This is a genomic window from Lactiplantibacillus sp. B652, assembly GCF_023806745.1.
Taxonomy (GTDB): Bacteria; Bacillota; Bacilli; order Lactobacillales; family Lactobacillaceae; genus Lactiplantibacillus; species Lactiplantibacillus pentosus.
This window is the reverse complement of record NZ_JAMSKY010000080.1, coordinates 1-337: the sequence shown is the minus strand read 5'-3', so window position 1 is coordinate 337 and position 337 is coordinate 1. Positions and strand designations below refer to the sequence as shown.

The window sequence follows — 337 nt, the reverse complement described above, 5'->3', positions numbered from 1 at the left end:
CTAGTGCCAAGGCATTCACCATGCGCCCTTGTTAACTTAACCTCATTTACCTAACGGTAAATGCGATTAATGAGTTTAGCGATAATTAAACTTCAATAAAAAACTCAAAAAACGCGGTGTTCTCGGTTTCATTATGAAAAAATATATTTGATATTATCTAGTTTTCAAAGAACAAGTTTTGAGAGTTAAATCTCTCAAAACTAAACAAAGTTTCGACGCGTGTGTAGGTTTCCGTAATATTCCTTAGAAAGGAGGTGATCCAGCCGCAGGTTCTCCTACGGCTACCTTGTTACGACTTCACCCTAATCATCTGTCCCACCTTAGGCGGCTGGTTCCT

Annotated in this window: 1 rRNA gene; it reads right to left on the bottom strand. The window is 39.2% G+C overall.

What is annotated here, in order from left to right:
• Window positions 1-247 precede the first annotated feature (247 nt).
• Window positions 248-337 (bottom strand): 16S ribosomal RNA (locus MZO40_RS17090); the annotation flags it as partial.